15 protein-coding genes and 2 pseudogenes are annotated in these 21,701 nt (G+C 72.5%); 7 read left to right on the plus strand and 10 right to left on the minus strand.

All coding sequences use genetic code 11. The features are described from left to right. Positions 1 to 30: 30 nt before the first annotated feature. Complete coding sequence (gene rsmI, locus EAO71_RS16025) at positions 31 to 930, minus strand: 16S rRNA (cytidine(1402)-2'-O)-methyltransferase (protein WP_187282683.1); 900 nt, start codon at positions 928 to 930, stop codon at positions 31 to 33. A gap of 52 nt (positions 931 to 982) precedes the next feature. Here rsmI and EAO71_RS16030 point away from each other — a divergent pair, with 52 nt between their 5' ends. From EAO71_RS16030 to EAO71_RS16045, 4 genes are all read left to right on the plus strand, one after another. Beyond that, the gene (locus tag EAO71_RS16030) at positions 983 to 2,743 is read left to right on the plus strand and encodes a dolichyl-phosphate-mannose--protein mannosyltransferase (protein WP_147978348.1); all 1,761 of its coding nucleotides are present in this window, start codon (positions 983 to 985) and stop codon (positions 2,741 to 2,743) included. A 93-nt stretch (positions 2,744 to 2,836) separates the two neighbouring features. Further along, the gene (locus EAO71_RS16035; RefSeq protein ID WP_147978349.1) at positions 2,837 to 4,471 is read left to right on the plus strand and encodes a penicillin-binding transpeptidase domain-containing protein; all 1,635 of its coding nucleotides are present in this window, start codon (positions 2,837 to 2,839) and stop codon (positions 4,469 to 4,471) included. A gap of 43 nt (positions 4,472 to 4,514) precedes the next feature. Beyond that, a complete protein-coding gene (locus EAO71_RS16040; protein ID WP_147978350.1) occupies positions 4,515 to 5,024 on the plus strand; it encodes a YbaK/EbsC family protein in 510 nt (169 codons plus the stop codon). Continuing rightward, positions 5,021 to 5,872, plus strand: a complete 852-nt coding sequence (locus EAO71_RS16045) for a DMT family transporter (RefSeq protein WP_147978351.1) — start codon at positions 5,021 to 5,023, stop codon at positions 5,870 to 5,872. Before EAO71_RS16040 ends, EAO71_RS16045 begins: the two co-directional genes overlap by 4 nt. Positions 5,873 to 5,960: 88 nt before the next feature. Here EAO71_RS16045 and EAO71_RS16050 read toward each other — a convergent pair whose 3' ends face one another. The 4 genes from EAO71_RS16050 to EAO71_RS16065 form a co-directional block, all read right to left on the minus strand. Beyond that, the gene (locus EAO71_RS16050) at positions 5,961 to 8,981 is read right to left on the minus strand and encodes a protease pro-enzyme activation domain-containing protein (protein ID WP_147978352.1); all 3,021 of its coding nucleotides are present in this window, start codon (positions 8,979 to 8,981) and stop codon (positions 5,961 to 5,963) included. A gap of 333 nt (positions 8,982 to 9,314) precedes the next feature. Next, a complete protein-coding gene (locus tag EAO71_RS16055; RefSeq protein WP_147978353.1) occupies positions 9,315 to 10,181 on the minus strand; it encodes an SDR family NAD(P)-dependent oxidoreductase in 867 nt (288 codons plus the stop codon). 7 nt (positions 10,182 to 10,188) lie between these two features. Then, positions 10,189 to 11,361 (minus strand): serine hydrolase domain-containing protein, encoded by a 1,173-nt coding sequence (locus EAO71_RS16060; protein ID WP_147978354.1) that lies wholly within the window; start codon positions 11,359 to 11,361, stop codon positions 10,189 to 10,191. Positions 11,362 to 11,433: 72 nt separating this feature from the next. After that, entirely contained in the window at positions 11,434 to 11,874 is a 441-nt protein-coding gene (locus tag EAO71_RS16065) for an organic hydroperoxide resistance protein (protein WP_147978355.1), read from the minus strand. 89 nt (positions 11,875 to 11,963) lie between these two features. Here EAO71_RS16065 and EAO71_RS38835 point away from each other — a divergent pair. Further along, a pseudogene (locus tag EAO71_RS38835) lies at positions 11,964 to 12,272 on the plus strand (AAA family ATPase); the annotation flags it as partial. Between the two features lie 221 nt (positions 12,273 to 12,493). Here EAO71_RS38835 and cbiQ read toward each other — a convergent pair. Together cbiQ and EAO71_RS16085 are read right to left on the minus strand one after the other, a co-directional pair. After that, positions 12,494 to 13,222 (minus strand): annotated as a pseudogene (gene cbiQ / locus EAO71_RS16080) (cobalt ECF transporter T component CbiQ); the annotation flags it as partial. Position 13,223: 1 nt separating this feature from the next. Next, complete coding sequence (locus EAO71_RS16085) at positions 13,224 to 14,270, minus strand: energy-coupling factor ABC transporter permease (protein WP_147978356.1); 1,047 nt, start codon at positions 14,268 to 14,270, stop codon at positions 13,224 to 13,226. 127 nt (positions 14,271 to 14,397) lie between these two features. Here EAO71_RS16085 and EAO71_RS16090 point away from each other — a divergent pair, with 127 nt between their 5' ends. Further along, positions 14,398 to 14,757 (plus strand): SsgA family sporulation/cell division regulator, encoded by a 360-nt coding sequence (locus EAO71_RS16090; RefSeq protein ID WP_147978357.1) that lies wholly within the window; start codon positions 14,398 to 14,400, stop codon positions 14,755 to 14,757. Positions 14,758 to 14,846: 89 nt separating this feature from the next. Here the strand turns inward: EAO71_RS16090 and EAO71_RS16095 are convergent, their stop codons facing one another. Together EAO71_RS16095 and EAO71_RS16100 are read right to left on the minus strand one after the other, a co-directional pair. Beyond that, a complete protein-coding gene (locus EAO71_RS16095; RefSeq protein ID WP_147978358.1) occupies positions 14,847 to 17,018 on the minus strand; it encodes an MMPL family transporter in 2,172 nt (723 codons plus the stop codon). A 159-nt stretch (positions 17,019 to 17,177) separates the two neighbouring features. Further along, entirely contained in the window at positions 17,178 to 17,750 is a 573-nt protein-coding gene (locus EAO71_RS16100) for a TetR/AcrR family transcriptional regulator (RefSeq protein WP_147978359.1), read from the minus strand. Positions 17,751 to 17,932: 182 nt separating this feature from the next. Between EAO71_RS16100 and EAO71_RS16105 the strand changes: the two genes are divergently transcribed. After that, positions 17,933 to 21,202 carry a S41 family peptidase gene (locus tag EAO71_RS16105; protein WP_147978360.1) on the plus strand — a complete coding sequence of 1,090 codons (3,270 nt, stop codon included), beginning with the start codon at positions 17,933 to 17,935 and terminating at the stop codon, positions 21,200 to 21,202. On the opposite strand, the gene EAO71_RS16110 is transcribed toward EAO71_RS16105, so the two are convergent. Beyond that, on the minus strand, positions 21,145 to 21,663 hold the full coding sequence (locus tag EAO71_RS16110) for a GNAT family N-acetyltransferase (RefSeq protein ID WP_147978361.1): 519 nt from the start codon (positions 21,661 to 21,663) through the stop codon (positions 21,145 to 21,147). The two genes, EAO71_RS16105 and EAO71_RS16110, sit on opposite strands and share 58 nt — an antisense overlap. Positions 21,664 to 21,701: the final 38 nt, after the last annotated feature.

Below are 21,701 nucleotides of genomic sequence, written 5' to 3' on the forward strand. Positions count from 1 at the left end.
AGGCCCGCCGCACGGGTTTCGCTTTGCTTTTCACGATAGTCCTTTACCGTTCCCGGGGCTCTGCGCAGCCGCATTCTTTGCCGCGACGACGGCATCGAACACCTCGCGTTTGGGAAGTCCGGCCTCGGCGGCGACGGCGGCGATCGCCTCCTTGCGCCGCTCCCCCGCCTCCTCGCGCACCTGCACCCTGCGCACCAGCTCGTCGGCGTCGAGTTCGGCCGGCCCGGTCTCCGGGGCGCCCTCGACGACGACGGTGATCTCGCCGCGCACTCCGTCGGCGGCCCAGGCCGCGAGCTCGCCGAGGCCGCCGCGCTTCACTTCCTCGTACGTCTTGGTCAGCTCACGGCAGACGGCCGCCCGCCGGTCCGCGCCGAAGACCTCGGCCATCGCGGCGAGGGTGTCGTCGAGGCGGTGCGGGGCCTCGAAGTAGACGAGGGTCCGGCGCTCGTCGGCGACCTCGCGGAGCCGCCCGAGGCGCTCGCCGGCCTTGCGCGGCAGGAAGCCCTCGAAGCAGAAGCGGTCGACGGGCAGCCCGGACAGCGCGAGCGCGGTGAGCACCGCGGAGGGGCCGGGCACGGCGGTGACCTTGATGTCCTGTTCGACGGCCGCGGCGACGAGCCGGTAGCCGGGGTCGGACACGGAGGGCATGCCGGCGTCGGTGACCAGCAGCACCCGGGCGCCGCCGAGGAGCGCCTCGACGAGCTCGGGCGTCCGGGCCGACTCGTTGCCCTCGAAGTAGGAGACGACGCGCCCGGACGTGTGGATGCCGAGGGCGCGGGTCAGGCCGCGCAGCCGGCGGGTGTCCTCCGCGGCGACGATGTCGGCCGCCTGGAGTTCGGCCGCGAGCCGCGGCGGGGCGTCCGCGATGTCCCCGATGGGGGTACCTGCGAGTACGAGCGTTCCGGTCACCGTTCCTGTCACATGGCCCATCCTCGCAGCCCGCAGAGGCGACTCGCACAGGCGCGTTCCCTACGATGGCGCGGTGACCAGTACCGCACCTGAGGCCCTGGAGGGTCAGCACGCCGTGGAAGAGCCCTCGTCGGTCTCGACGCCGCCGGCATGGCAGCACCGTCTGCGGCGCTTCGGCTACGCGCCCGCGGCCCGGGGAGCGGCAGGGGCGGGGCTGCGGGAGCGCCTCGTGCCGTCGTACACCCGGCCCTCGGAGCGGCTGTGGTCGCTGCTGGGGGTGTCGCCGCTGCTCGCGGAGCGGCTGTGGCGGCTGTCGGCCTGGTGCGGTCCGCTGCTGGTGGCGCTGTTCGCCGGGGTGCTGCGGTTCTGGAACCTGGGCAAGCCGCACGCGGTGATATTCGACGAGACCTACTACGCCAAGGACTCCTGGGCGCTGGTCAACCAGGGGTACGAGGGTGCCTGGCCGAAGGACATCGACAAGACGATCCTGAGCGATCCGTCGAGCGTCGTCGTGCCGACCGATCCGGGCTACGTGGTGCACCCGCCGATGGGCAAGTGGGTCATCGGCCTGGGCGAGAAGATCTTCGACTTCACGCCGTTCGGCTGGCGTTTCATGGTGGCGCTGCTCGGCACGCTGTCGGTGCTGATGCTGTGCCGGATCGGCCGGCGGCTGTTCCGCTCGACCTTCCTGGGCTGCCTGGCGGGCACGCTGCTCGCCGTGGACGGCCTGCACTTCGTGATGAGCCGCACCGCGCTGCTCGACCAGGTGCTGATGTTCTTCGTGCTCGGTTCCTTCGGCTGCCTGCTGATCGACCGGGACTGGGCGCGGCGGCGGCTTGCGGCTGCCCTGCCGGAGGACGAGGAGGGGGTGCTGCGGCCGGACGCGGAGGTCGCGGAGACACTGCGCCTGGGCCTGCGACCGTGGCGGCTGGCGGCCGGGGTGATGCTGGGCCTGGCGTTCGCGACGAAGTGGAACGGGCTGTACATCCTGGCCGCGTTCGGCCTGATGGCCGTCCTGTGGGACGTGGGCGCGCGGCGCACGGCGGGCGCGGTCCGCCCGCATGCCGCGGTGGCCCGCCGGGACCTGGTGCCGGCGTTCGTCTCGGTGGTCCCGGTCGCGGTGCTCACCTACCTCGCCACCTGGACCGGCTGGATCAGCACCGACAAGGGCTACTTCCGCAACTGGGCGGCCGAGCAGGACAAGGCGTACGGCTCGGGCCTCTGGTCGTGGCTGCCGGACTGGCTGCGCAGCCTGTGGCACTACGAGACCGAGGTGTACCAGTTCCACGTCCACCTGACCTCGCACCACACGTACCAGTCGAACCCGTGGAGCTGGATCGTCCTGGGCCGCCCCGTCTCGTACTTCTACGAGAGCCCGGCACCGGGCGAGGCCGGCTGCCCCACGACCGCGACGGAGAAGTGCGCGCAGGAGGTCCTGGCCCTGGGCACGCCCCTGTTGTGGTGGGCGGCGTGCTTCGCGATCCTCTACGTCCTGTGGCGCTGGTTCTTCCGCCGGGACTGGCGGGCGGGCGCGATCGCCTGCGGGATCGCGGCGGGGTGGGTGCCGTGGTTCCTCTATCAGGAACGCACCATTTTCCTCTTCTACGCGGTGGTGTTCGTTCCGTTCCTGTGTCTCGCGGTGACGATGATGATCGGGGCGATGATCGGCCCGGCGGGTTCCTCGGAAAGGCGCCGGACGTTCGGTGCGGTGGGGGCCGGTGTACTGGTCCTGCTCATCGTCTGGAATTTCATCTATTTCTGGCCGCTGTACACCGGGACGGCGATTCCGATGGACCAGTGGAGAAACAGGATGTGGCTGGACACCTGGATCTAGTGGGGCCATTCCCGGCGCAATCGGATCTCGCTCGACACGCGGGCGGAGGCACTGGTTGACTGCGGCTACCACCTGGGGAGGGGATTCACAGTCATGCGCAGTGGAGCCAAGGTCGCGTTGGTAGGCAGTGTGTTCGTCGTCGTGGCGAGCGGGGTCGGATACGGCGGATACAACCTCTGGACCGGAATAAGCGGGAGCGGGAATTCCGGTACCGGCGTGCAATCCGGTACCGGTGCGAAGAAGTCCGGTCCCCTGCACACCGACGAGGTCGTCGGCACCGCCAAGGACTTCCTGGCCGCCTGGGCGGCCGGGGAGTCGGACCGGGCCGCGCAGCTGACCAACAACCCCGTCGACGCCGGGCCCGCCGTGCTCAACTACCGCGAGGGCGCGAAGGTCTCCGGAGCCGTCATCACCCCCGGCGCGCCGAACGGCACCACCGTGCCGTTCACGGTGAAGGCCACCGTCACCTACGAGGGGCGGTCGAAGCCCTGGACGTACTCCTCGCAGCTGACCGTCGTGCGCGGGCTCACCACCGGGCGCCCCCTGGTCGACTGGAAGCCGTCCGTCCTCCATCCGCGGCTGACCAGGGGCACGACGCTGCGCACGGGCACCGCGAAGGCCGCCGCCGTCAAGGCCGTCGACCGCAAGGGCGGCGAGCTGACGAAGGAGAAGTACCCCTCCCTCGGTCCGGTCCTCGACCAGCTGCGCGAGCGGTACGGCAGGAAGGCGGGCGGCACCGCCGGCATCGAGACCTGGATCGAGTCCGAGGCCGAGGGGGTGGCCGACTCCACCCTGCTGACCCTCGTCAAGGGCGAGCCGGGGCGGCTGGAGACCACCATCGACCCGGACGTGCAGGCGGCGGCCGAGCAGGCGGTCCGGCAGTACGGGCAGGCCGCGGTCGTCGCGGTGAAGCCGACCACCGGCGAGATCCGGGCCGTCGCCAACAACCCGGCGAGCGGCTACAACACGGCCTTCCTCGGCAAGCAGGCGCCCGGCTCCACACTGAAGATCGTGACCGCGGCCCTGCTCCTGGAGAAGGGGCTGGTGACGGCGGACCGGCCGGCCGAGTGCCCGGAGAACGCCATGTACTACGGCCGCACGTTCCACAACCTGAAGAACTTCAAGCTCGGCAACGTGCCCTTCTCGCAGAGCTTCGCGCAGTCCTGCAACACCGCGTTCATCAAGAAGATCGACGACGTCGGGGACGACGCGGCGCTCGGCAAGGAGGCCCGGGACGTCTTCGGGATCGGCCTCGACTGGCAGACCGGCGTGGACACCTACGACGGCAGCATCCCGGCCGAGACCGGCGGCGAGGCCGCCGCCCAGTACATCGGCCAGGGCACCGTGCAGATGAACGTGCTCAACATCGCCTCGATCACCGCCACCGCGAAGACCGGCTCGTTCAAGCAGCCGATCATCGTGCGCAAGGACCTGGACGACCGGACGATCGCCACCGCCCAGCGGCGCCTGCCCGACCCGGTGGCCCGTCAGCTGCGGGACATGATGCGGCGCACGGCCACCAGCGGCACCGGCGCCCGGGCGATGGCGCCGGTCGGCGGCGACAAGGGGGCGAAGACCGGCTCGGCCGAGGTGGGCGGCCAGGACACCTCCAACAGCTGGTTCACCGGGTTCTCCGGCGATCTGGCCGCGGCGGCCGTCGTCCAGTCCGGCGGGCACGGCGGCGACGCCGCGGGGCCCGTCGTGGCGAAGGTCCTGAACGCCGGCTGAAAACGTTCGCTTGGCCCGTACACATACCGTTAGCGTGCGGGCCATGAGCGCTCACGAACCCATCGCCGAGTCCACCGCGTCCCCGGTCCATCCCCTCTTCGCCGAAGCCCTGCGGGAGCTGGGCCTGGAGGTCGAGGTCCGCAGCTTCCCGGACGAGACCCGGACCGCGGTCCAGGCCGCCGAGGCCATCGGCTGCCAGGTCTCCGAGATCGTCAAGTCACTGATCTTCGCGGCCGACGGGGTGCCGGTGCTGGTCCTGATGGACGGCTCCTCCCGGGTCGACGTGGAACGCGTCCGCGAGGAACTCGGCGCCGCGGCCGTGACCCGGGCCGACGCCCGGATCGTCCGCGCGACCACGGGCTACGCGATCGGCGGTGTCCCGCCCTTCGGCCACCGCACCCGGACCCGGGTACTCGCCGACCGCGGCCTGCTCGACCACGCCGTGGTGTGGGCGGCGGCGGGCACCCCGCACACCGTGTTCGCCCTCGACCCGCGGACGCTGATCGCCCACGCGGGCGGCGCGGTCGTGGACGTCCGCGAGCGTGTGCGGTGACGCCGCTGGTCGCGGCGGCCGTCCTCGCCGCCGCGGTGACGCACGCCAGCTGGAACGCGATCGCCCACCACATCCGGGACCAGCTGCTCTCCTTCACGCTGATATCCGGCGGCGGGGCCCTGATCGGCGGCGTGACCGCCTGCTTCGTCGCCCTGCCGGCGCCGGGTGCCTGGCCGTACCTCGCCGGCTCCGCGGTGCTGCACGTGGGCTACATGGCCCTGCTCATGCGGTCGTTCACCCTCGGCGACTTCGGTCAGATGTACCCGATCGCGCGGGGCACGGCCCCGCTGGCCGTGACCGTCCTCGCGGCGGTCTTCGTCGACGAGATCCCGGACGGCTGGCAGCTCACCGGTGTCGCCTTCGCCTGCGCGGGCCTGACCGGCCTGGCCCTCTGGGGCATCCGGGGCACCGGGCGCCGCCCCGACTGGCCCGCCCTGCTGGCCGCCGGCGCCACCGGACTGGCGATCGCCGGCTACACGGTCGTCGACGGCGTCGGAGTGCGCGCGTCCGGTACCCCGCTCGGTTACATCGCCTGGCTGATGGTCCTGGAGGGCGTGGCGATCCCCGCGTACGCCCTGTGGCGCAGGCGCGGCGCGCTGCCGGCCCAGCTCCGCCCGTACGCCGTCCGCGGCCTGCTGGGGGCGGCGCTGTCGGTGGCCGCGTACGGACTGGTGCTGTGGGCCCAGACGAAGGCGGCGCTGGCGCCGATCGCGGCGCTGCGGGAGTCGTCGATCATCGTCGGAGCGGCGATCGGCACGCTGTTCTTCAAGGAGCGCTTCGGCGGGCCGCGGGTGGCCGCGGCCGGTCTGATGGTCGTCGGCATCGGGCTGATGCTGCACGCCTCCTGACGGGGGCGCGGAGCCCGGCGACCGAGGAGGCCCTGCCCCGCCGCGGTGAAGCGGTGGGGCAGGGCCTCCTGCGTGGCGCGGGGGCGCCTTACATGTAGTAGCCGAACAGGTCGGCGATCACGTGCACGGTGCCGCTCTTCGAACGGAAGTCGATCTTTCCGTTGACGACGGGGACGGTCACCAGGTTGGCCGTGGTCTGACCGGCCGTCCAGTTGAGGTTGGACGCGTTCGGCAGCGCCGTTCCGTCCGGCCACACGGTCAGGAAACCGGCGGTGGACGGGGCCGTGACGGTCACGTTGAGGACGACCGCCTTGGCGTTGGCCAGCGTGTGGCCGTCGTTCAGGTTCAGCACCAGGTTGGTGCCGGCGCCCAGCGGTGCCGCCGAGGCCGTACCGAGGGCGGAACGGGTGTCGAGCAGCCGGCTCGGGCCCGCGGTGTGGAAGGACACACCGTCGGTCGCGGCCGTGTAGTAGCCGAAGACGTCGGCGATGAAGTGCACGGTGCCGCCACCGGCGTTGTACAGCTTCACCTTGCCGTCCGCGCCGACCGGCACGACGACCATGTTGGGCCGGGTCTGACCGGTGAGCCAGTTGATGTTGGACGCGGTCGGCTGGGTGGTGCCGCTCGGGTACGCGATCAGGTGGCCGTTCGAGGTCGGCGCGGTCGCCGTGACGTTGAGGACGACCGCGGTGGCGCCCGTGGCCGGGACGCCGCCGGCGCCCGCGACGGTCAGGGTGACGGTGCCCTTGCCCGCGACCGGCGCGGTGCCGGCGCGGCCGATGGCGTTGCGGGTGTCCAGGATGCGGGCCGGGCCCTTGGGCACGTAGGTGCTGCCGCCGGCGTCGGCCGAGTAGTAGCCGGACACGTCCGCGATGAAGTGGGTGGTGCCACCACCGGCGTTGAAGAGGTCGACCGAGCCGTCCTTGCCGACCGGGACGGTCACCAGGTTCGGGATGGTCTGGCCCTTCAGCCAGTTGATGTTGGACGAGGACGGGCGGGTGGTGCCGCTCGGGTACGCCGTCAGGAAGCCCGACGCGGAGGGCGCGGTGGCCGTGATGTTCATGACGACCGAGGTCACGCCGGTGGCGGGGACGCCGCCGACGCCCGCGACCTTGAGCTTGACCGTGCCGTTGGCGCCGACGGGGGCGGTGCCGGCGCGGCCGATGCCGTAGCGGGTGTCCAGGATGCGGGCCGGGGCGAGCGCGTTGAAGGTGGTCGCGGCGGAGCGCGGGACCGCCTGGCACAGGCCCTTGACGATCTCGCGGCCGTTCGGCGTGCCGAGGCCGGTGGCGAGGTCGTAGCCGGCGCCGGCCTGGTAGAGGCCGCTGACGTTGCCGGACTGGGTCACGTTGTTGTGGCCGGTCGTCACGTCGCGGAAGGCCGTCGCCGGGAGCTTGTACAGCGCCTGGTGGGCGTAACCGACCGGGCCGTTGGCCTGGCAGGCGAGGTCCTGGTCGGCCTGGGCGATCAGGGCGGCCCACACCGGGGCGGCGCCACTGGTGCCGCCGATGATCCACCACCACTGGCCGCCGTCCTGGCCGAAGGCGACGGGGTAGCCGGTTTCGCCGTCGCCGACCGCGGAGACGTCCGGGACCTGGCGGCAGTTCGTGCCGGCACCGGCGGTGCAGAGGTCGCTGTAGCCCGCGCCGGTCTTCCCGGTCTGGAAGCCGTCGGCGGCCACGGTGAAGTGACGCGAGACGCCGCCGCCCGAGCCGGTCCAGGTGGTCTGGTTGGTGACCGAGGTCCGCATGGTGGTGCCGCCGACGCCGAGGACGTACGGCGAGGAGGCCGGGTTGTCGGTCACGAGCTGGTCGGCGTTCGGCTGGTCCGGCACGCCGTTCTGGTCGTTGTCGAAGTAGCAGCCGGTGGAACCGCTGTCGCCGGAGGCGGCGACGATGGTCTGCCCCTGGGCCGCGGCCTGCTGGAACGCCAGGTTCTCGGCGTCCATGACCTCGGTCGGGGTGTTCATCTCACAGCTGCCCCAGCTGACGGAGACGACCTTGGCACGGTTCTCCGTGACGATCTTGCGGAAGACGTCCGTGCCGTCGTCCCAGGTGTTCGGGCCCTGGTAGACGAGGATCTTGGACTGCGGGGCGAGACCGATGATGGTCTGGACGTCGAGCGCGGTCTCCATTCCCGCGCCGGTGTCCAGGCCCGCCGGCTCGGTGGGGCCGCCGTTGACCCGGACCGGGGTCACGGGCACCTTCGTGCCGTGGCACGCCTGGTAGCTCGCGATGTCCTTCGGGTCGTAGTTCTCCAGCGAGTAGATGGCGATCGTGGTGCCGGTCTGGACGTTCGGCTGGTTCGCCATGTTGTACGCGGTCGCGAGCGACCGGGCACTCCAGTAGTCCTGCTTGTCGTACATCGGCGGGTAGTTCGGGTCGGACGCGTCCGCGAACATGTCCACGATGCCCGAGCACATCGCCGGGGTCGTGCCCGTCAGGCGCGGCTGGCGGGTGACCGAGCCGGCGTCGTCCGTCGGCTGCACGCGGCCCGCGCGCTTGGCGCCGGAGTTCCGCGGCTCGAACGAGGCCAGGCTGCTCAGGCCCACGACGCCGCGGACGGCGCCGGCCGTCGCACCGTCGAACTGCGGGGCCGCGGTGTTCGCGACGCCCTTCTTGCCGTCCTTCAGCCGGTAGCCGTCGAACTCGGTGCGGAACGCCTTGGCGGCGCCGCCGACCGTCGTGGTCACCGGCAGGGTGAGGCCGTCGGCCTCCAGCTCGCCGACCGTGAGGCCCTTGGCCTCCAGTTCGGCCCTGACCTTCGCGACGGTCTGCGGCGCGGCGCCGAACGCGGCCGCGAACTCGCCCGTACCGAGGTACTGGCGGTACTGCGGCGACTTCGGGTCGGACACCGCCGCGACGAAGCGGTCCAGCGCGGCCTGGTCCCGCGGCTCCAGCACGACGTTCAGGTCGAGCTTCTCGCCGGCGGCCGGGTCCGCCGTGCGGACGGCGCCGTGCGGGATCTTCGGGGCCGATCCGACCCGCTTGGGTCCGGGCTCGTCCGTGGTGGCCGCCTGCGACGCCGGTATCCCGGCGGCGGTGACGGCGAGGGCGGCGACCGCCGCCGCGCCCCATCTGAATGCCTTCTCACGGGCGGTTCGGCCCATGCACACTCCCTTTCACGATCCCCGTCGTCCCGGTGTGCGGGCAGGTGAATCCGCGGGAAGGGTGCGCCGTGCGGGTATGCGGGCACGGCGAAAGCGTGCAAAGTCGTACTGGGGTCCGGGCTCCGCCCGGGACCCGACCATGTGAGCCCCCCCGGCGGTGTCACCGCTCCTGCGCGGTGGACGACGGCCAGACCTGAATCTTTATCAGGCAACAAAAACGCACTCCACAGCGGGTGCCGATGGTTACCGGACTGTGATCGATCCGAACCGGCACCGAAGGGGCGTTCAGGGAGCAACGGGTCGGAACGGGCGGGCTCCCGGGGCCGGTTCGGCTCAGTCGTCGAAGGCGCCGAGGACTTCGCGGAAGTGGGTGTTCACGGCCAGGAGCCCGCCGTCGACGCGCAGCGTCGTGCCGGTGATCCACGCGGCGTCGGCCGAGGCCAGGAAGGCGACCGCGGCGGCGATGTCCTCGGGGGTCCCGACCCGGCCGAGCGGGTAGACGCGTTCGGCCAGCGCGGCGAGGCGGTCCTCGCGGCCCGCCCAGCCCCGGGTCGCGACGGTGCCGGGATCGATCTGGTTGACGCGGACGCCGCGCGGGGCGCCGTCGCCGGCCAGGGTGCGGGTGAGCGAGGCGAGGCCGGCCTTGGCCGCGCTGTAGGCGTGGTTCCCGAAGTCCTGACGCGCGTTGACCGAACCGATGTTGACGATGGCCCCGCGCCCCGCAGCGGCGGCGAGGAGGGGCAGCGCCGCCCGGGAACAGCGGACCGCGCCGAGGAGGGTGGCGTCGAGCTGCTGCCACCAGCCCTCGTCGTGGTCGTCCTCGAAGGCGGCGGCGTCGGGCGCGACCGGGGCGAGGGCGTTGTTGACGAGGACGTCGAGTCCGCCGAAGGACTCCGCCGCGCAGGCGACCGCCGCCTCCACGGAGGCGCGGTCGGTGACGTCGCAGCTCAGGCCGACGGCCCCGGGGATCGCCTCGGCCGCGGCGCGCGCCGCCCGGCCGTCCAGGTCCGTCACCAGGACGCGGGCGCCCTCGGCGGCCAGCCGACGGGCCGTCGCCTCGCCGATGCCGCGGGCCGCGCCCGTGACCAGGGCGGTGTGGCCCGCGAAGCGACCGTGGACGGCGCGGGGCGAAGGGCCGCCGGCAACGTCCGGGAGACGGTCCGCGGGCGGCTGCGGGGAAGGGTCCGGGTGGTGATCCATGAAGGGATCACAGCACCGAACGCACCGCCCGCACCAGAGCCTGGGCCCGCGGATCGGCGGTCACCGTCTTGCGCATCCCGTTGGTCACGTACCCGAAGGAGATGCCCGACTCCGGGTCGGCGAAGCCGAGCGAGCCGCCCCGTCCGGGGTGCCCGAAGGAGGTGGGGCCGAGCAGCGGGGAGGCCGGGCCGTGGAGCATGTGGCCGAGTCCGAAGCGGGTGCCGACCATCAGCACCCGGTCGGGCCCCACCGACTCCTCGGTGCGGGCGAGCGTCAGGGTCGCCGGGGCGAAGAGGCGGACGCCGCCGTCGACGGGTCCCAGGGCGGAGGCGTAGAAGCGGGCCAGCGCGCGGGCCGTGGAGACACCGGCCGAGCCGGGGAGTTCGGCGGCCCGGTAGACCGGGTCGTTCTCGTCGGGCTTGGGGTCGATGGCGCCGAAGGCGCGCCGGGTGAGCGAGCCGGGATCGCGGTAGGCCTCGGTGACCGAGCGCTTGGGGCGCAGCCTGAGCGCTCCGCCGCCGGGCGGGTCGATCTCCTCGACGGGGCCGATGCGGCCGACCCGGTGGTCCTCGTCGGCGGGCAGGCCGATCCACAGGTCGAGGCCGAGCGGGCGGGCGATCTCCTCGGCGACCCAGCGTCCGATGGTGCGCCCGGTGACCCGGTGGACGATCCCGGCGAGCAGCCAGCTGAAGGTGTGGGCGTGGTAGCCGTGGGCGGTGCCGGGCTCCCAGACGGGCGCCTGGGCGGCGATCGCCCGCAGGGCGGTCTCCCGGTCGACGGCCTCGGCGAGGGTCAGCGGCCGGTCCAGGACGGGCAGGCCGGCCTGGTGGGCGAGCACCTGCCGCACCGTCACCCGGTCCTTCCCGGCCGCCTTGAACTCGGGCCAGTAGGTGCCGACCGGGGCGTCGAGGTCGAGCTGTCCGCGCTGGTGGAGCAGCAGGGGTACGGCGGCGGCGACGCCCTTGGTGGCCGAGCGGACCACCTGTGCGGTGTCCACGGCCCAGGGGGCGTCGGCTGCGTTCCCGTCGACGTCCCGGGCGCCGGCCCACAGGTCCACGACCTTGACGCCGTCGCGGTAGACGGCGACGGCCGCGCCCCGCTCCCCGCGCTGCTCGAAGTTGCGCCGGAACGCGTCCCCCACCGGTTCGAATCCGGCCGCCACCGTGCCCCGGACGTCCACGTGCCACGCTCCTCGTCGTTCGTCGTCACCCCATGGTGCAACGTCCGCCTCGAAGCGCGGATTCCGGGTCGGTCAGCTCAGCACGACGGAGACGTCGATGTTGTCGCGGGTGGCGTTGGAGTACGGGCAGACCTCGTGCGCCGCTTCCACGAGCGAGGCGGCCAGCTCCTGGTCGACCAGGGGCAGGGAGACGCTGAGGGCGACCGCCAGTCCGTAGCCGCGCGCCTTGTTGGGTCCGATGCCCACCTTGGCGGCGACGGTGGATCCGGAGAGGTCGTAGCCGGCCCGGCGGCCGACGAGCACGAGCGCGTTGTGGAAGCAGGCGCTGTACCCGGCGGCGAAGAGCTGCTCGGGGTTGGTGCCCCGGCCGTCCCCGCCGAGCGCGGGCGGCATCGCGAGGCGGAGGTCGATCAGACCGTCCTGGCTCGTCACGAAGCCGTCGCGACCGCCGTGCGCGGTGGCCTCGGCCACGTACATGATCTTCGTCGGACGGCTGTCCGCGCGGTCGCTCATGGTCCGCCCCGGTAAGTGAGGAGTGCACAAATGGATTGTGCACAAGGTATCGGACGGAGCGGCTCCACGTTACCCCGGGGTAGTGAGGGCGCCCACGGCCCCGGGCGGCGACCGTGCTCGCGATGGAGCCGGAGATCCTCGTCCTCGACGAGCCGTCCTCCAACCTCGACCCGGCCTCGCGCCGCGAGCTCGCCGACATCCTGCGGTCCCTGGACGTCACCGTCCTGATGGTCACGCACGACCTGCCCTACGCACTGGAACTCTGCCCGCGCTCGGTGATCCTCAGCGACGGGGTGATCGCGGGCGACGGGGAGACCAGGGACGTGCTGAGCGACGCCGAGCTGATGCGGCGCCACCGGCTCGAGCTGCCCTTCGGCTTCTCCCCGCAGTCGGTCTGAGCCTCCGCGGCCTGACCGCCCCGCTCAAGCTGCGCGTCGGCGGCGAGCTCGTCGACGCCGCACCGGCCCGCGAGGCCGCGCCCGCCGGCGGCCCCGCGCCGCGCAGGCTGTGGCTCGGCGGTCTGGTCACCGCCCTCCTGCTGGCCGGCTTCGTCTCCTTCTACGCCTCCGCCAGCCCGGACGGCCATCAGGCGCTCTTCGGGGTGGACCTGACCGTGGGGCGCGGCGAGCGGGAGGGCGGCGGCCCGCGCCCACTGGGCCCGGGAGGCGGTCACCTCGTCGATGACCGGCATGGCCCCCGCGTATCCGCGGCTGACCATGGCGAGGTGGACGCGTTCGCCCCGCTCGTAGGAGCGGATGAAGAGCGCGCCGGCGGACTTGGCCAGCACGCCCCAGTGGCGGACGCCCTTCGCCTCGAAGCCGCGCGAGCGCCGGGCGATCGACATCCGGCGCATCTCGTCCGAGATCACGTCGCCGTAGCGGAGCATGAAGGACGCGATCTGGACCAGCAGCGGCGGGAGCCTCAGCCGCTGGAGACCGAGCAGCAGGGAGCGCAGCTCGGTCGTGGCGGCGAGCAGGACGGAGGCGGCGACGCCCAGGGTCCCCTTGGCCAGGACGTTCCAGGCGCCCCAGAGGCCCGGGACGGACAAGGAGAGACCGAGCAACCCGACCTGCTCGCCGGGGACCACGAAGGGCATCAGGAACGCGAACGCCACGAACGGGATCTCGATGACCAGCCTGCGCAGCACGAAGCGGGCCGGCACCCGGGCCCGCGCCGCCACCCCGGCGAGGAGCAGGGCGTAGAGACCGAAGGCCCAGACCGCCTCGCGGGACGTGCAGACCACGACCACCACGAAGGCGAAGACCGCGGCCAGCTTGACGTGCGGCGGCAGGGCGTGGACCGGCGAGTCGCCCCGCCGGTACAGCTTGTGCGCGTGCCCCGCCCCCATCTCAGACCCGCACCCCGGCCGACGCGTCGTGGGAGGCACGACGGCGCTTGACGGCCCAGAACGCGCCGGAGCCCGCGGCGAGGGTCACCCCGACGCCGATCACGCCGGCGAGGCCGCCGGAGAGCCGGGGGGCCTCGATGCCCTTGATCCCGTAGTCGGCGAGCGGGGAGTCGGCGGCGGCGTGCTCCTCGACGTTCCTGTCGATGCCCTTGTCGGCGGCGACCTTCTCCAGGCCGTCCGGGCTGGCGGAGGCGTAGAAGGAGACGAAGCCGGCCAGCAGGAGGGCGGTGACCAGACCGCCGAGCCACAGCCTGCGCGGCGCGGGGCCGCCGGCGGGCGCGGCCTCGCGGGCCGGTGCGGCGTCGACGAGCTCGCCGCCGACGCGCAGCTTGAGCGGGGCGGTCAGGCCGCGGGCGCCGTGGACCAGGTCGGGGCGGACGGCGATGACCGCGCCGACAGTCAGCATGGTGATCACGGCCTCGCCGATGCCGATGAGGGTGTGCACGCCGATCATGGCGGTCAGCACCTGCGGGATCGGGACGTCGGTGGTGCCGCCGATCGCGTAGACGAGGGTGAAGGCACCGGCCGCGGCCGGCACGGAGACGAGCGCGGCGACGAAGGAGGCGACCGTCACCGAGCGGCGGGTGCGCGGCAGGACGAGGACGAGACCGCGGAAGAGCGCGTACGCGACCACGACCGTGACGACGCCCATGACGGTGATGTTCACGCCGAGCGCGGTCAGGCCGCCGTCCGCGAAGAGGATGCCCTGCATCAGCAGCACGACCGCTATGCAGAGCACGCCCGTGTACGGGCCGACGAGGATCGCGGCGAGCGCGCCGCCGAGCAGGTGTCCGCTGGTCCCGGCGGCGACCGGGAAGTTCAGCATCTGGACCGCGAAGATGAAGGCCGCGACCAGGCCGGCGAGCGGAGCCGTGCGCTCGTCCAGCTCGCGGCGGGCTCCGCGCAGGCTGACGGCGACGGCGCCCGCGGCGACGACTCCGGCGGCCACCGAGACCGGGGCGTTGATGAATCCGTCAGGTACATGCACGGCACTGATGATAGGCGCTACCTGCAAAGAGCTTGCAAGAGCGCACGGACGACAGAAGTGCGCCGCGCGAAAGCCGGAGAATATGGGACATTAGGTAATACAAGCCTCAAGCGCGAGGAGTCGGCCGATGCACCCTGCGGATGACCACGCCGTCGAAGATCACGCCAAAGGCCGGATCATCACCGACGCCCCTCTCTCGCGGCCCGTCCCGGTCGCCCTGCGCTACGACCCCGACGCCGAGCCCGCCACCGTGCGCTTCGCCTTTCCCGGCAACATCGAGTGGTCCTTCCCGCGCGCCCTCCTCGAATCGGGGATGCGCGCCCCCGCGCGCCGCGGCGACATCGGCATCTGGCCCTGCGGCCGGGTGCAGACGGTCGTCGAGTTCCACACGGCGCACGGGGTCGCCGTCGTCCAGTTCGACACGACCGCCCTGCTGCGCTTCCTGCGACACACCTACGCCGTCACCGCGTCGACCACGACACGATGACGGCGTAAGGCCGCGTCGGTACCCCGTCCCCACGGGTCCCGGCGCGATCCGGGGCGCGACCGCTCGTTCGCGGCCCCGGAGCCGGGGGATCAGACCTTCACGAGCCTGCGGTCCGCGTCGGGGTCCGCGTCCTGCGGGTCGTCCGCGGGGGCGGCCAGGGCCTCACCCTCCACGTCCACGTTCGGCAGGATCCGGTCGAGCCACTTGGGCAGCCACCACGCCTTGTGGGACAGCAGGGCGAGCACCGCGGGCACGATCGCCATCCGGACCACGAACGCGTCGAAGAGGACGGCGACGGCGAGACCGAAGCCGATCATCTTGATCATCTGGTCGGTCATGCCGATGAAGCCGGAGAAGACCGCGATCATGATCACGGCGGCGGCCGTGACCACCCGGGCGCTGTGCCGGAAGCCGGTCACGATCGTCTCGCCGGGGCGTTCCCCGTGGACGTACGCCTCCCGCATCCGGGTGACGAGGAAGACCTCGTAGTCCATCGCGAGGCCGAAGACCACACCGACCATGAAGATCGGCATCATCGACATGATCGGGCCGGTCTGCTCGACCCCGAACAGCGAGCCGAGCCAGCCCCACTGGAAGACCGCGACGACCGCGCCGAGGGCGGCGACCACCGAGAGCAGGAAGCCGAGGGCCGCCTTCAGCGGGACCAGGACCGAGCGGAACACCAGCATCAGGAGCAGGAAGGCGAGGCCGACGACCAGCGCCAGGTAGGGCACGAGCGCGTCGTTCATCTTCTGCGAGAAGTCGATGTTCATCGCGGTGGCGCCGGTGACCAGGACGTCGTCGCCGGTCGAGGCCCGGATCTCGTGGACCAGGTTCTCGGTCTCCACGGAGGAGGGGCGGTCCTTGGGGATCACGGTGATCATCGAGGTGTCGCCGGCCTTGTTCGGCGTCGGCGGGGTGACGGCGACGACGCCGTCCAGGCCCTTGATCGTCGAGACGGTGGAGTCGGCCGCGGCCTTGTCGCCGTCCACGACCACCATCAGCGGGCCGTTGAACCCGGGACCGAACCCGTCCGACAGCAGGTCGTACGCCCGGCGCTCGGTGGCGGAGGCCGGCTTGGCGCCGTCGTCCGGCAGGCCCATCTCCAGGGAGGCGGCGGGCAGGGCGATCGCACCGAGGCCCAGGACGCCGACGAGCAGGACCATGACCGGGCGGCGGATGACGAACCGCGCCCAGCGGGTGCCCATGTTGGGCTTGTCGTCGGCCTTCTTCAGCCCCTTGCGCTCCTTGCGGCCCACGACCTTGGAGCCGGCGAAGCCGAGCAGGGCCGGGATCAGGGTGAGCGCGATCAGGACGGCGATCACGACCGTGCCGGCCGCGGCGAAGCCCATCTTCGTCAGCATCGGGATGTTGACGACGGCGAGGCCGACGAGGGCGATGACCACGGTCAGCCCGGCGAAGACGACGGCCGAACCGGCCGTGCCGACCGCGCGGCCCGCTGCGTCCTCGCGTTCCCGGCCGTCGGCGAGCTCCGCGCGGTAGCGGGAGACGATGAAGAGGGCGTAGTCGATGCCGACGGCGAGGCCGATCATCATCGCGAGGGTGGAGGTGGTGGAGCCGAGGTCGAGGACGTTCGCGAGCGCCGTGATCGAGGAGACGCCGATACCGACGCCGATGATCGCGGTCAGCAGCGGAAGCCCGGCGGCGACCAGCGAACCGAAGGTGATGACGAGCACGATGCCGGCGATCACCACGCCGACGATCTCGCCGGCTCCGGTCTCGGGCATGGTCTGGAGCGCGTCACCGCCGATCTCGACGGTCAGCCCCTGACCCTGCGCGTCGTGCCCGGTCTTCTGCAGGGCCTCGCGCGTCTCGTCGCTCAGCTCCATGCCGGAGAGCTTGTAGCTGACGGAGACGTAGGCGGTCGAGCCGTCCTTGGAGACCGCCTGGGCGGTGTACGGGTCGGTGACCGAGGCGACCTGGTCGGAGCCGGACTTCAGCTCACCGACCACGTCCTGGACCTTGGCCTTGTTGGCCGGGTCGGTCATCTTCTGACCTTCGGGGGCCTTGAAGACGACCCGGGCGGTGGCCCCGTCGGCGTTGCCGCCGGGGAAGCGCTGCTCAAGGAGGTCGAAGGCCTTCTGGGCCTCGGTGCCGGGGATCGAGAAGGAGCTGGAGGTCGCGGCGGGCGCGGAGGCCGCGCCGGCTCCGGCGAGCGCGAGCAGCGCCACCCAGAGCAGGGCGACGAGCCGTCGGCGCCGGTAGGCGGAGCGACCCAGCTTGTAGAGGAACGTGGCCACGGGGGCGTACTCCCATTGGTGAGTGGGACAAGGGCATGGGGAGCCGGCCCGACGGCGTGAGCGGTGCGACGTCAGGTACTGCGGTCTTCAGGGGTGCCGGACGCCGGGGTGAGGGGGCACCTCGGCGTCGGGACGGTGCCGGTCGGGGGGGATCCCCGGTCAGACGCCCAGTGCGGGGAGCACGACGGCGTCGACGTAACCACTGAGGAAGGCGTGGTCGACCGGCTGGTCCTCGATCAGCGGGCGGGCGATGAACGCCCCGATCAGCATGTGGGGCACGAGTCTCAGGGCCGGGTTGTCGGCACTGATCTCGCCCCGGTCCACCGCTCGCCTCAGCACCTCGTCGAGGCCGGTCATCTCGGGTTCGATGAGCAGCTCGCGCAGCGCCTGGAGCAGTTCGGGGTTGTTGTGGACGGCATGGGCCAGGCCCCGCATCAGCGCGGAGTCCTTCTCCATCTGGCAGTCGTCGGTCCGCTCCAGGATCGCGTGGAAGTCGCCGCGCAGGCTGCCGCTGTCGATCTCGGCGAGACTGACGGGCTTGTTGTGGCGCAGGGCCCTGGCGACGAGTTCGGCCTTGCTCCCCCACTGGCGGTAGAGGGTGGCCTTGCTGGACCGGGTGCGGGTGGCGACGGCGTCCATGGTGAGGGCGTCGTAACCGACCTCGCGCAGAAGGTCGAGCACGGCTTCGTACAGCTCGGCCTCACGCTCCGGGGTGAGCCTGCTGCGGGCCATGTCCGATCCTCCTTCCGAACGAAACGGTTTCGTACAGTACGAAGATACCCGCCCGCCCAACGAAACGAAACCGTTTCGTACGTGTCGCAGCCCACACCGGCCGGGCGCGGAAGCCGGAACTCCGCCCGAAAGATTCGCGTTCCCGAGTTGCCGCACCCCCTCCCCGCGGAAAGCATTGGGGAGTGAGTGACGACGTCGCGTATCTCCGCTTCCCGCACCTCCACGACGACCTGTTGTGCTTCGCGGCCGAGGACGATCTCTGGGTCGCGCCCCTCGTCCCCGAGGGGCGGAGTCCGGGCCGGGCCTGGCGCATCACGGTCGACCGCACCCGGGTCGGCCATCCACGCTTCTCGGCCGACGGACGTCGGATCGCCTACACGAGCTGGCGCAGTCTCGACCCCGAGATCCATCTCGCCCCGGTCGAGGGCGGCCCCTCCCGCCGGCTCAGCTACTGGGGCTCGACGGACACCCGGGTCTGCGGCTGGTCGCCCGACGGCGACATCCTCGCCGTCTCGTCGCACGGCCAGCCGTTCTCGTACTACTCCTGGGCCTACACCGTCCCCACCGACGGCTCCCCCGGCGGCCGGATGCCCTGGGGGCCGGTGTCCGACATCGCCGTCGCCGACCTCGACGGCGAGCGGCGCACCCTGCTGCTCACCGGCAAGCCGCCGCACGAGCCGGCGGCCTGGAAGCGCTACCGGGGCGGGGCGACGGGCCGGCTCTGGCTGCACGGCGAGCGGCTGCTGCCGGAGCTCGGAGGCCACCTCGACGCGCCGATGTTCGTGGCCGGCAGGATCGCCTTCCTCTCCGACCACGAGGGCATCGGCAACCTCTACTCCTGCCTGCCCGACGGCACGGACCTGCGCCGCCACACCGACCACGACGCCTTCTACGCCCGGCACGCCTCCAGCGACGGACGCCGGGTGGTCTACCAGTGCGCGGGCGACCTGTGGATGGTCGAGGACCTGACCCTCCCCGACGCCGCCCCGCGCAAGCTGGACGTCAGGCTCGGCGGCCCGCGCGCCGGCCGCCGCCCCTACCAGGTCCCGGCCGCCCATCACGTGGACGCGCTCTCGGTCGACGAGACGGGACGCGCCAGCGCCGTCGACGTGCGCGGCAGCCTGTACTGGCTCACGCACCGCGACGGACCGGCCCGGACCATCGCCGACACCCCGGGCGTCCGGGTGCGCCTGCCCGAGATGCTGGGCAGCGGCGGTCAGATCGCGTACGTCACCGACGCCGACGGCGAGGACGCCGTCGAGGTCGCCTACCTCCCGCGCGCCAGCGGCGACCGGCCGCCGCGCCGGCTCGCCTCGGGTGAGCTGGGCCGGGTCGAGGAGCTGGTCTCCGACCCGGACGGCGAGCGCCTGGCCATCGCCTCCAACGACGGCCGGCTGCTGCTCATCGACGCCACCGAGGAGTCCGGCGGCGAGGTGACCGAGCTGATCCGCTCGATCAACGGCCCCGTCCGCGACCTCGCCTTCTCCCCCGACGGGTGCTGGCTGACCTGGTCCCACCCGTTCATCGGCCGCTCCCTGCGCCAGATCAAGATGGCCCGGATCGCGGGGCCGGGCGCCCGGATCATCGTCGACGTCACCAACGGCCGGTTCGAGGACGAGAATCCGGTGTTCACCCGTGACGGCCGCTATCTCGCCTTCCTCTCCTGGCGGGGCTTCGACCCGGTCTACGACGTGCACACCGGCGACCTGTCCTTCCCGCTGGGCTGCCGTCCCTATCTCGTACCGCTGTCCTCGGCGACGCCCTCCCCCTTCGCGCTGCTGCCGGACGGCCGCCCGGCGGCGGGCGGGCTCGACCCGGTCGAGGACACCGACGACGGCGACGGCACGGTGACGGTGGAGGTCGAGGGGCTGGAGAGCCGGGTGACGCCGTTCCCCGTGTCGGCCTCCAAGTACTCGGCGCTGCACCCGGTCAGCGGCGGCGGGCTGGTCTGGCTGCGCTGGCCGATCTCGGGCGCGCTCGGCGAGACCTTCGCCAACCCCTCCGACACCTCGGGCCGCCCCACCCTGGAGCACTTCAACATCACGAAGGCCCGCAAGGCCGAACTCGTCCAGCACCTCGACTGGTTCGCCGTCAGCGGCGACGGCTCACGGCTCGTGGTGGCCGACGAGGGCGAGCTGCGGGCGGTGCCCTCGACGGAGTCGGGCGACAGCGACTCGACCGTCTACATCGACCTGCGGCGGATCCTGCACGAGGTCGAACCGGAGGCGGAGTGGCGCCATGCCTTCGACGAGGCCGGCCGGATCGTCCGCGCCTACTTCTGGGAGCCCGGTCTGGGCGGGGTCGACTGGCCCGCCGTGCTGGACCAGTACCGCCCGCTGGTCGAACGGGTGTCCTCGKCCGACGAGTTCGCCGACCTCCTGCGCGAGGTCATGGGCGAACTGGGCACCTCGCACGCGTACGTCACGCCCGCCCGCCGCAACGAGGGGCCGCCGCACTACCAGCGGCCGATGGGACTGCTGGGCGCGAACCTGGTGCCCCGCGACGGCGGCTGGACGGTCAAGCGGATCCTGCCCGGCGACTCCTCCGACTCCAAGGCCCGCTCGCCGCTGGCCGGTACCGGCATCCGCGAGGGCGCGGTCCTCACGCACGTCGACGGCCGCCCGGTGGACCCGGTGTGCGGCCCGTACCCGCTGCTGGCCTCCTCCGGCGGCACGACGGTCGAGCTGACCTTCCGGCCGGCGGAGGGCGAGGGCCCGGCGCGCCGGGTCGCCGTCGTGCCGCTGGTCGACGACCGGCCGCTGCGCTACCAGGACTGGGTGGCCAAGCGGCGCGCGGTGGTCCGGGAGATCAGCGGCGGCAAGTGCGGCTACCTGCACATCCCGGACATGGGCGGCTCGGGCTGGGCGCAGTTCAACCGCGACCTGCGGATGGAGGTCTCCCGGCCGGCGCTGATCGTGGACGTGCGCGGCAACGCGGGCGGCCACATCAGCGAGCTGGTCGTCGAGAAGCTCACCCGCAGGATCCTGGGCTGGGACCTCACCCGCAACGCCCAGCCCGTCAGTTACGCCTCGAACGCCCCGCGCGGTCCGGTCGTCGCCCTCGCCGACGAGGCCACGTCCTCCGACGGCGACATGATCACGGTCGCGTTCAAGCTGCTCGGCCTCGGGCCGGTGGTGGGGCAGCGCACCTGGGGCGGCGTCGTCGGCATGACGGGGCGTCACCGGCTGGGCGACGGCACGCAGATCACGGTGCCGATGAACGCCGCCTGGTTCCCCGAGTACGGCTGGTCGGTCGAGAACCACGGCGTGGAGCCGGACCTGGCGATCCTGCGCACCCCGCTGGACTGGGCCGAGGGCCGCCACGCGCAGCTGGACGACGCCGTCGAACTGGCGCTGTCGCTGCTGGCCGGGACCCCCGCGGCCAGTCCCCCGAACTACGACTCGGTGCCCGACCGTTCGCGCCCGAAGCTGCCACCGAGGTCCAGCACGTAGAAGAGGCCGGGCCGCCCGTCGAACGTCTCCTCCCCGACGGGCACGAAGCCCGTCCTGGCGAGCACCGCCCGCGAGCCCGCGTTGTCGAGAGTGGTCGCGGCCCGGATCGTCCGCAGCCCGTGGACCCGGGCGGCGAGCCGGCACACCTCCCGCACGCCCGCCGTGGCCACGCCCCGGCCGGCGGCCTTCCGGGCGACGCGGTAGCCGAGTTCGGCCGATCCGTCCGCCACGTCGACGAGGTTGAACCGCCCGAGGATCTCCCCGTCGTCGCCGACCAGCACGTGGAAGAGGATCGCGCCGGTCTCCTGCTCGTCGAGCAGCGCCCGGTGGCGCTCCTCGAACTCCTCGAAGTACGCGTCCCCGCGGTCGGGCACGGAAGCGGCGAACCAGGCCCGGTTCTCCCGCTCGAAGGCGAGCAGGGCGGGGGCGTGGTCGAGGCGCAGCGACTCCAGTCCGGGCATGGCGGCACGGTACGCGCCGCCGTGGACGGGCCGCACCC

This window comes from Streptomyces sp. MS191 (assembly GCF_008042125.1).
Lineage (GTDB): Bacteria > Actinomycetota > Actinomycetes > Streptomycetales > Streptomycetaceae > Streptomyces.

Excerpts from the sequence above, each read along its gene's own strand:
- EAO71_RS16090 (WP_147978357.1), top strand. The coding sequence starts at position 14,398 with ATGCACCCTGCGGATGACCACGCCGTCGAAGATCACGCCAAAGGCCGG.
- EAO71_RS16100 (WP_147978359.1), bottom strand. The coding sequence starts at position 17,750 with ATGGCCCGCAGCAGGCTCACCCCGGAGCGTGAGGCCGAGCTGTACGAA.
- EAO71_RS16040 (WP_147978350.1), top strand. The coding sequence starts at position 4,515 with ATGAGCGCTCACGAACCCATCGCCGAGTCCACCGCGTCCCCGGTCCAT.
- EAO71_RS16055 (WP_147978353.1), bottom strand. The coding sequence starts at position 10,181 with ATGGATCACCACCCGGACCCTTCCCCGCAGCCGCCCGCGGACCGTCTC.
- EAO71_RS16065 (WP_147978355.1), bottom strand. The coding sequence starts at position 11,874 with ATGAGCGACCGCGCGGACAGCCGTCCGACGAAGATCATGTACGTGGCC.
- rsmI (WP_187282683.1), bottom strand. The coding sequence starts at position 930 with ATGGGCCATGTGACAGGAACGGTGACCGGAACGCTCGTACTCGCAGGT.
- EAO71_RS16110 (WP_147978361.1), bottom strand. The coding sequence starts at position 21,663 with ATGCCCGGACTGGAGTCGCTGCGCCTCGACCACGCCCCCGCCCTGCTC.
- EAO71_RS16050 (WP_147978352.1), bottom strand. The coding sequence starts at position 8,981 with ATGGGCCGAACCGCCCGTGAGAAGGCATTCAGATGGGGCGCGGCGGCG.
- EAO71_RS16035 (WP_147978349.1), top strand. The coding sequence starts at position 2,837 with ATGCGCAGTGGAGCCAAGGTCGCGTTGGTAGGCAGTGTGTTCGTCGTC.